The sequence below is a fragment of the Pseudomonas sp. P4_B4 genome (genome assembly GCF_056402255.1).
In genome coordinates this window covers 1-1822 of record NZ_JBFUHS010000078.1, presented here as the reverse complement: position 1 = coordinate 1822, position 1822 = coordinate 1, and the positions used below count along the sequence as shown (strand labels likewise).

1 protein-coding gene is annotated in these 1822 nt (G+C 58.6%); it reads right to left on the bottom strand.

Annotation, left to right across the window (positions count from 1 at the left end; all coding sequences use genetic code 11):
* Window positions 1–29: 29 nt before the first annotated feature.
* On the bottom strand, window positions 30–1349 hold the full coding sequence (locus tag AC1DVE_RS31095; RefSeq protein ID WP_223459591.1) for an MFS transporter: 1320 nt from the start codon (window positions 1347–1349) through the stop codon (window positions 30–32).
* Window positions 1350–1822: the final 473 nt, after the last annotated feature.

Sequence of the window (1822 nt, the reverse complement as noted above, 5' to 3'; positions counted from 1 at the left end):
GGCCAGTACAGCCAGCTTCGATCTATCTGTCAGTCAGTGACGATCCGCGAATGCTTGCGGGTGTCTTGCATGGTGACGTACACCAGCAACGACACGGCAATACACGCGGTCACGTACCAGTAGTAACCCGTCTCCATGCCGATGCTCTTGAACCACAGCGCGATGTATTCAGCGGTGCCGCCGAAGATCGAGACGGTCAGTGCGTACGGCAGGCCCACGCCCAGGGCGCGGATTTCGGTCGGGAACAGTTCGGCTTTCACCACGGCGTTGATCGAGGTGTAGCCGCTGACGATGATCAGCGCTGCCATGATCAGGAAGAACGCGCCCCACCAGGTCTGGATGGTGTGCAGGGTGGTGAGGATCGGCACGGTGAACAGCGTCCCGAGGATGCCGAAGGCAATCAGGATCGGCCGGCGACCGATCTTGTCCGACAGCCCGCCGATGATCGGTTGCAGACACATGAACAGGAACAACGTGGCAGCGGAAATGGTGGTGGAGTCGGAAATGCTCATGCCGACGGTGTTCACCAGGTATTTCTGCATGTAGGTGGTGTAGGTGTAGAACGCCAGGGTACCGCCCATGGTCAGGCCGACCACGGTCATCAGTTCCTTGGGGTGACGCATCAAGGTGCGCATCGCGCTTTCCTTGGCTTTTTCTTTCTTGGTGAACGACTCGGTCTCTTCCATGCCGCGACGCAGGTACAGCGCCACCACGGCACACAGCGCGCCGATGGCGAACGGGATGCGCCAGCCCCAGGCGTAGAGCTCCTCGGTGGTCAGGAAGTTCTGCAGGACAATCAGCACCGCCAAAGCGATGAGCTGGCCGGAGATCAGGGTCACGTACTGGAAGCTGGAGTAGAAACCGCGACGCTCCTTGGTTGCCATCTCGCTGAGGTAAGTGGCGGAGGTGCCGTATTCGCCTCCCACTGACAGGCCTTGCAGCAAGCGCGCGAACACCAGCAGGATCGGCGCGCCGATGCCGATGACTTCATAACTCGGGCTCAGGGCGATCAGCAGCGAGCCGAAGCACATCAGGTACACCGAGGCCATCAGGGCCTTTTTGCGCCCGACCTTGTCGGCATACAGGCCCATCAGCCAGCCACCGATCGGACGCATCAGGAAGCCCACGGCGAAGATTGCGGCAGTGTTGAGCAGTTGGGCGGTGGTGTCGCCTTTGGGGAAGAAGGTCTTGGCGAAGTACAGGGAGAAGGCGGCGTAGACGTACCAGTCGTACCACTCGACCATGTTGCCAACGGAACCGCTGAAAATCGATTTGATGCGGCTGGAAGTGGTTCTTTCTTTGGCCGGCACGGCAGCCGACCCAAGCGGCAGGGAGTTGGAGTTATCCATTGAAGGATCCTTCATTTAATTGTTTTTGTGGAGCGCGATTAAACGCAGCCTGCAGGGGCTATAGCAGGAGCTGTGCCAAGGGGAAGAGGGCCGGTTTAGAGGGGTGAGGGTGTTTTGGTGAGCGGAAATCCGCTTATTCGTGGCGGGTGGTGGGCGGAAAATTGCTTATGGTTTTGTTGTTTGCTTTGCCTGTACAGGCCTCATCGCGAGCAAGCTCGCTCCCACATCTATGGTTACCCCCTTTTCTGCAATACTGTTGTTGATGTCGTGTTTGGCTTGCTTTCATCTATCCGGCGTCTGAGTTGGGGTTGTCGCCCCGCGCCTCGATGAGAATCGATGCCCAACGACCCTAATTAGTGGAACGGCCTTTCAGCCGTGTGAGAGCCCAGGGTTGTCGTCAGGCCGGTTGGCCGTTCACGTCATCAGTTATCCAGCATCGCAAAACCAGGTGGGTGGTGCTTGGGTGGTGCTTG